The organism is Streptomyces sp. NPDC041205 (genome assembly GCF_055591765.1).
Window position 1 is genome coordinate 160880 of record NZ_JBVIZH010000005.1, and the last position, 6360, is coordinate 167239.

6 protein-coding genes are annotated in these 6360 nt (G+C 71.8%); 3 read left to right on the forward strand and 3 right to left on the reverse strand.

Annotated features, from left to right (window positions below; all coding sequences use genetic code 11):
- Positions 1 to 34 precede the first annotated feature (34 nt).
- On the reverse strand, positions 35 to 706 hold the full coding sequence (locus ACZ6BG_RS23290) for a GDSL-type esterase/lipase family protein (protein ID WP_469004451.1): 672 nt from the start codon (positions 704 to 706) through the stop codon (positions 35 to 37).
- A 111-nt stretch (positions 707 to 817) separates the two neighbouring features.
- Here ACZ6BG_RS23290 and ACZ6BG_RS23295 point away from each other — a divergent pair, with 111 nt between their 5' ends.
- Positions 818 to 1843, forward strand: coding sequence for a TolB-like translocation protein (locus tag ACZ6BG_RS23295; protein ID WP_469004454.1), 1026 nt, complete (start codon positions 818 to 820; stop codon positions 1841 to 1843).
- Between the two features lie 17 nt (positions 1844 to 1860).
- On the opposite strand, the gene ACZ6BG_RS23300 is transcribed toward ACZ6BG_RS23295, so the two are convergent.
- Complete coding sequence (locus ACZ6BG_RS23300) at positions 1861 to 2622, reverse strand: TetR/AcrR family transcriptional regulator (protein ID WP_469004457.1); 762 nt, start codon at positions 2620 to 2622, stop codon at positions 1861 to 1863.
- Positions 2623 to 2723: 101 nt separating this feature from the next.
- On the opposite strand from ACZ6BG_RS23300, the gene ACZ6BG_RS23305 reads away from it, so the two are divergent.
- Together ACZ6BG_RS23305 and ACZ6BG_RS23310 are read left to right on the forward strand one after the other, a co-directional pair.
- Positions 2724 to 3812 carry an ATP-binding cassette domain-containing protein gene (locus ACZ6BG_RS23305; RefSeq protein WP_469004460.1) on the forward strand — a complete coding sequence of 363 codons (1089 nt, stop codon included), beginning with the start codon at positions 2724 to 2726 and terminating at the stop codon, positions 3810 to 3812.
- Entirely contained in the window at positions 3809 to 4690 is an 882-nt protein-coding gene (locus ACZ6BG_RS23310; RefSeq protein WP_469004462.1) for an ABC transporter permease, read from the forward strand. The genes ACZ6BG_RS23305 and ACZ6BG_RS23310 overlap by 4 nt, the downstream gene beginning before the upstream one ends.
- A 119-nt stretch (positions 4691 to 4809) precedes the next feature.
- Here ACZ6BG_RS23310 and serC read toward each other — a convergent pair whose 3' ends face one another.
- Positions 4810 to 5928 (reverse strand): phosphoserine transaminase, encoded by a 1119-nt coding sequence (gene serC / locus ACZ6BG_RS23315; RefSeq protein ID WP_469004466.1) that lies wholly within the window; start codon positions 5926 to 5928, stop codon positions 4810 to 4812.
- Positions 5929 to 6360: the final 432 nt, after the last annotated feature.

Genomic DNA, 6360 nt, shown 5'->3' on the forward strand with positions numbered 1-6360 from the left:
CGGGAGCCCGACGGCCCCAGGACCTTCGGGCCGCCTACTCCGGCGGCCCACCCAGCCCCCACGCCTCCCACATCGCCGCCGCGAACGCCGCCGCCAGCTTGCGCTCGCCGTGCTCGTTGGGGTGGGTGCCGTCGTAGGTGTCGAGGTGGATGTCGTACTCGGACGGGGGTGAGGCCAGGAGCAGGGCGGAGGCGGAGGTGTCCAGATCGGCGACGGTCTTGGCGAGGAGTTCGTTGAAGCGGGTGACCTCGGCGGCGAAGTCGGGGTCGTCCTCGGCGCGGACGTTCGGTATGACGGGGAGGACGGCGAGGGCGACGCGCGGGTTGGCGCGGCGGGCCTCGGCGACGAAGCGGGCCACGTTCACGGCGGTCTGCTCGGCGTTCGTGTAGAAGCCCAGGTCGATGAGGCCGAGGGAGACGAGGAGGACGTCCGCGCGGTCGGCCTTGACGGCGTCGGCGATCAGCGGGGTCAGGTGCTGCCAGCCCTCGCCCCAGCCCGCCAAGTGGCGGCGGGGGAAGTCGGGGTCGGCGTACTCGTACGACGTGGGGGCCTCGGTCGCCTTGTCGTACAAGGTCTCCCGGGGGCCGACGATCTTGAAGGGGGCGCCGTGGGTGGCGCACAGGTGGCGCCACATCCAGTAGCGCCAGGTGTGTTCACCGGCGCTTCCGATGGTCATCGAGTCGCCGACGAACATGAACCTGAGCATCCGCTCATCATCGCGGTACCGGGGCGCGTCAGGCCGCCCCGCCGCGTGTGAGGCTGAGCACGCCGCCCGACCCCGGGGCCGGGTGCGCCGCGCGGATGGCACGCTTGGGCCATGCGCTCGCTTCCGTCTGTGGTCCCCGGTGTCGCCACCGCCGCCGTCGCCGTGTCCACGGCGCTCGCCCTCACGGTCCTCACCGCCCCGGCGGCCTACGCCGACGACGGCAAGGGCAACGACGGGTTCAGCATCAAGGACCCCCGCATCACCGAGTCCAGCGGGCTCGTCGCGTCCCGCGCGCACCCCGGGGTGTACTGGACGCACAACGACCAGGACAAGGGCGCTTTCCTGTACGCGGTCGACAGCGCCACCGGCAAGACCGTCGCCACGGTCACGATGACGGGCGTCGGCAAGCCGCGTGACGTCGAGGCGATCTCGATGGGACCCGACGGGGATCTGTACGTGGGGGACATCGGGGACAACCTCGGCGGCAAGTGGTCCTTCGTGTGGATCTACAAGCTGCCCGAGCCCAAGGAGCTCAAGGACCAGTCGATCCGGGCGAAGCAGTACGTGGTGAAGTACTCGGACGGGGCGCGTGACGCCGAGTCGATGATGGTCCACCCGAAGACGGGGCGGGTCTACATCGTGGACAAGAAGGAGGACGGCGAAGGCAGCCTCTACCAGGGCCCGCCGCCCGCGCGGATGTCCACGTCCCGGACCAACGTCTTCCAGCGCGTCGCCGACGTCGACCTGTGGGCGACCGACGGCGCCTTCTCGCCCAACGGCAAGCAGCTCGCCCTGCGCGGCTACTTCGGCGGCGTCTCCTACCGCTGGGAGGGCGACGGCAAGATCAAGCGCGAGGGCCGACTGAGCGTGCCACTACAGCGCCAGGGCGAGTCGGTGACGTACAGCCCCGACGGCTCCCGGCTCATGTACGGCACCGAGGGCCAGGAGAGCGACGTCGAGCCGAGGGACGTCGAGGGGGCGGGGTCGCCCGGCGGATCGTCGTCCGACGGGGGAGGCGCCGACGGCGACGACGGGGGTGTGTTCGGCGGCGGGTACAAGGGCGGTGCTCTCGCCATCGCCGCCGTCCTGGTGGCGGTGTTTGGGCTGAAGCGGTTGTTCGGGAGGAAGGGGAGCTAGCTCCGGACGGGCCCCGGCTAACCCGCGGCCTCCTGCTTGCGGCGTTCCACCAACACCTCCAGGCCGTCCAGGATTCGTTGGAGGCCGAATTCGAAGTGGTCGAAGTCCGAGCCGAAGGCGTCTTCCGAGAGGGTGGAGAGGAGGGGGAAGTCGCCGCTTTCCATGACTCGTTCGAGGACCGGGCGCTGGGCCTCCCAGAACGCCTCGTCGGAGAGTTGTGAGTCGGCCTCGGCCTGGGCCGCGTGGACGTGATTGCGGGCGACTCCCGACACGTACCCCTCGACCATGATCAGGACTGAGATCAGCTCGGGGTCGGTCAGGCCCATCGGCTTGATGTGCGTGAGGACCCGCTCCAGGCCGCCGACCGCGCTCGGGCCGAGTACGGGCCGTGCCTGGTTGACCTGGAGCAGCCACGGGTGCTTTTGGTGCAGCGCCAGCGTCGAGCGGCCGTACGCCGCCACGGCCGCGCGCCAGCCGCCGTGGAAGGCCTCCTCGTCGTCGCCGGGCGCCTGCACGTGGTTGAGCATCAGGTCGAGCAGCTCGGCCTTGCCGGGGACGTAGCGGTACAGGGACATCGTGCCCGTGCCCAGCTCCGTGGAGAGGCGGCGCATGGAGACCGCGGCGATGCCCTCGGCGTCGGCGAGCCGCACGGCCGCGGTGACGATCCGCTCCAGCGTCAGGGCCGGTTTGGGTCCGCGCGTGGGGCGCTCGCCGCCGCCCCACATCAGTTCCAGGCTGCGTGTGATGTCGCCGCTGCCGCTGGTCTCCGTGGTCGCCATGGATCTCACGATAAGCCCTTGGGGGGAAACTGGGTACGGTGTACTCTTAATTGGGTACGGTGTACTCGGTTCGGTGGGTTGGCTCGGGAAAGGGGTCGGGCATGGGGTCGGGAGTGGAAGGTGGAGGGGTAGTGAGCGGTAGTGGAATCGGTGGGCGCGACGACGTCGGCGAGTACGCGGTGCGGGCCCGCGGCCTGGAGAAGCGGTACGGCGACAAGAAGGCCCTGGACGGCTTCGACCTGACCGTGGCCCACGGCACGGTGCACGGCCTGCTCGGTCCGAACGGCGCGGGCAAGACCACGGCGGTGCGCATCCTGTCCACGCTGATCCGGCTCGACGGCGGCAGCGCCACGGTCGGCGGCGCGGACGTCCGGCGCGACGCCCGTGTCGTACGCGGCCGCATCGGCCTGACCGGTCAGTACGCCGCGGTCGACGAGATGCTCAGCGGGCGGCAGAACCTGGAGATGTTCGGCCGCCTCTTCCACCTCGGCGGCCGGCGGGCCGCGCTGCGCGCCCAGGAACTCCTGGAGCAGTTCGGCCTGGAGGCGGCCGCCGACAAGGGGGCGGGGACGTACAGCGGCGGCATGCGGCGCCGCCTCGACCTCGCCGCGTCGATGATCCTCGCCCCGTCCGTGCTGTTCCTGGACGAGCCGACGACCGGCCTCGACCCGCGCGGCCGCAGCGAGGTCTGGGACTCCGTACGGGACTTGGTGGGCCGCGGCACCACCGTGCTGCTCACCACGCAGTATCTGGAGGAGGCCGACAAGCTCGCCTCGCGCATCACCGTCATCGACCAGGGCCGCGCCATCGCCGACGACACCCCCGACGGCCTCAAGGCCACCGTCGGCGGCAGCCAGCTCGAAGTCGTCGTCGCCGAGCCCGCCGACCTGCCCGCCGCCGTCAGGGCCGTCGCCCGCGTCGCGGACGGCGTGCCCGAGACGGTCGACGCGGAGCGCCGCGTGCAGGCCGCGGTCACCGACCGGGTGGCCGCGCTCACCGACGTCGCGCGCACCCTCCAGGACGAGGGCGTCGCGGTCGAGGACATCGGGCTGCGGCGGCCGAGCCTGGACGACGTGTTCCTGCGGCTCACGGGGGGTCGGCCCGCGGGGGAGCCGGACGGGCAGGGGCGGACGCAGGGCCAAACGCAGGGGCAGGCGCAGGGGTTCGACCGGACGGGAGCCGCGGCATGAGTGACGTGATGACGACGACGAGCGGGACGACGAGCGGTGGGGGCAGCGGGAGTGGCGGCGGCGGCCTCGCCGTCGGGCCCGAGCACGGGCGGGCGTACTGGGCGGTCGCCGACACCCTCAACATCACCCGTCGCTACCTGACCCACTTCCAGCGCCAGCCCATCATGATCGCCTGGCAGCTCGGCTTCCCCATCATCAGCGTGCTCCTGTACGGCTTCGTCTTCGGCGAGGCCATGAAGGTGCCCGGCGGCGAGGGCGACTACAAGCAGTTCCTGATGCCCGGCATGTTCGTGATGACCATGGCCTTCGGTTTCATGAACACCGCGATGGGCGTCGTCACGGACGCCTCCAAGGGCGTCATCGACCGCTTCCGCTCCATGCCCATGGCGCCCTCCGCGGTGTCGGCCGGGCGCGGCCTCTCCGACCTCGTCGTGGCCTGCGCGGAGCTGACGATCCTCGCGCTCACGGCCCTCGCCATCGGCTGGCGGCCGGGCAACGGCGTCCTCAACGCCGTGGCCGCGTTCGCGCTGCTTCTGCTGCTGCGCTTCAGCCTGATCTGGGTGGGCGTCTGGCTCGGCCTGCTCGTGCCCAGCGCGGAGGCGGCCGGCGGTCTGTACGCGGTGGCGTTCCCGCTGACGATGATCTCCAGCGTGTTCGTGGCGCCGTCCCTGATGCCGGACTGGCTGGCGCCCGTCGCCGCCTGGAACCCGGTGTCGTCCACCGGCACGGCCGCCCGCGAACTCTTCGGCAACCCCGGCGCGGGCGGGCCCAGCTGGGTCGAGCAGAACGCGGTGCTCATGGCGGTGGTGTGGCCGCTGGTGGTGACGGCGGTGTTCCTGCCGATGGCTGTGCGGAGGTTTCAGCGGCTGAGCCGGTGAAGGGGGTTGGGTACGCGGACGGGTTCCGGGTACGGGGACTGGTTCCGGGTACGAGGACGGCCCGGGTGCGCTTGGCGCGTACCCGGGCCGTCCCCGTACGGGGTGTTCGGTGCTCGGGGCTACAGCTTCTCGATCACGTAGTCCACGCACTTCGTCAGTGCCTCGACGTCCGCCGGGTCGATCGCCGGGAACATCGCCACGCGCAGCTGGTTGCGGCCCAGCTTGCGGTACGGCTCCGTGTCCACGACGCCGTTCGCGCGCAGCGCCTTGGCGACGGCCGCCGCGTCGATCTCGTCGGTGAAGTCGATCGTGCCGATGACCTGCGAGCGCTTCGCCGGGTCCGTGACGAACGGGGTCGCGTACTTCGACTCCTCCGCCCAGCCGTACAGCGTCCGCGCCGACGTCGCCGTGCGCCGCACCGACCAGTCGAGGCCGCCCTGGCCGTTGAGCCAGTCCAACTGCTCGCCGAGCAGGAACAGGGTCGCGAGCGCGGGGGTGTTGTACGTCTGGTTCTTGCGGGAGTTGTCGATCGCCGTCGGCAGGCTGAAGAACTCCGGTACGTGGCGGCCGCTCGCGTGGATCCGCTCGGCGCGCTCGATCGCCGCCGGGGAGAACGCGGCCACCCACAGGCCGCCGTCCGACGCGAAGGACTTCTGCGGCGCGAAGTAGTACACGTCGCTCTGCGCGATGTCCACGGGCAGGCCGCCCGCGCCCGACGTCGCGTCCACCAGGACCAGGGAGCCCGCGTCGGCGCCCGGGACCCGCTCGATCGGGGCCGCCACGCCCGTCGACGTCTCGTTGTGCGTGAACGCGTACACGTCCACGCCCTCCTCCGCCTCCGGGTCGGGGTGCGTGCCCGGGTCGGACGCGATGACGGTCGGCTCCGCCAGCCACGGGGCCAGCTTCGCCGCCTTCGCGAACTTCGAGCTGAACTCGCCGAAGGACAGGTGCTGCGACTTGTTCTCGATCAGGCCGTGCGTCGCCACGTCCCAGAACGCGGTCGAGCCGCCGTTGCCGAGGATCACCTCGTAGCCCTCGGGGAGCTGGAACAGCTCGCGGACGCCCTCGCGTACGCGGCCCACCAGGTTCTTCACCGGGGCCTGGCGGTGGGACGTGCCGAGCAGGGACGTACCGGTCGCGGCCAGGGCGTCCAGCGCCTCCGTCCGCACCTTGGAGGGGCCCGCGCCGAAACGGCCGTCGGCGGGCTTGATGTCAGCGGGAATCTGGATCTCAGCCACGTAGGGAGCGTAGCTGTTTCTGGACGTGGGGGGTTTGGCTGGTCCATCCCGCGAGACGTTGCCCTGTGCGGGCGGTGGGTGGTTTCCCCGCGCTACCGCGCGGGGGCTCTCCCACCCGCCCGCCCGTTTCCAGTCGGACGCAGGCTCCGCGACCCCGGTCCGCCTCGCCTCGGACTCCGGTTCGGGGCGGCCGCGCCTCCGGTGTTGGGGTCGGTCGTTCGGCGTCGCCGGGGTCGGTGGGTGGCTTTCCCGCGCTACCGCGCGGGGGCTCTCCCACCCGCCCGCCCGTTTCCAGTCGGACGCAGGCTCCGCGACCCCGGTCCGCCTCGCCTCGGCCTCCGGTTCGGGGCGGCCGCGCCTCCGGTGTTGGGGTCGGTCGTTCGGCGTCGCCGGGGTCGGTGGGTGGCTTTCCCGCGCTACCGCGCGGGGGCT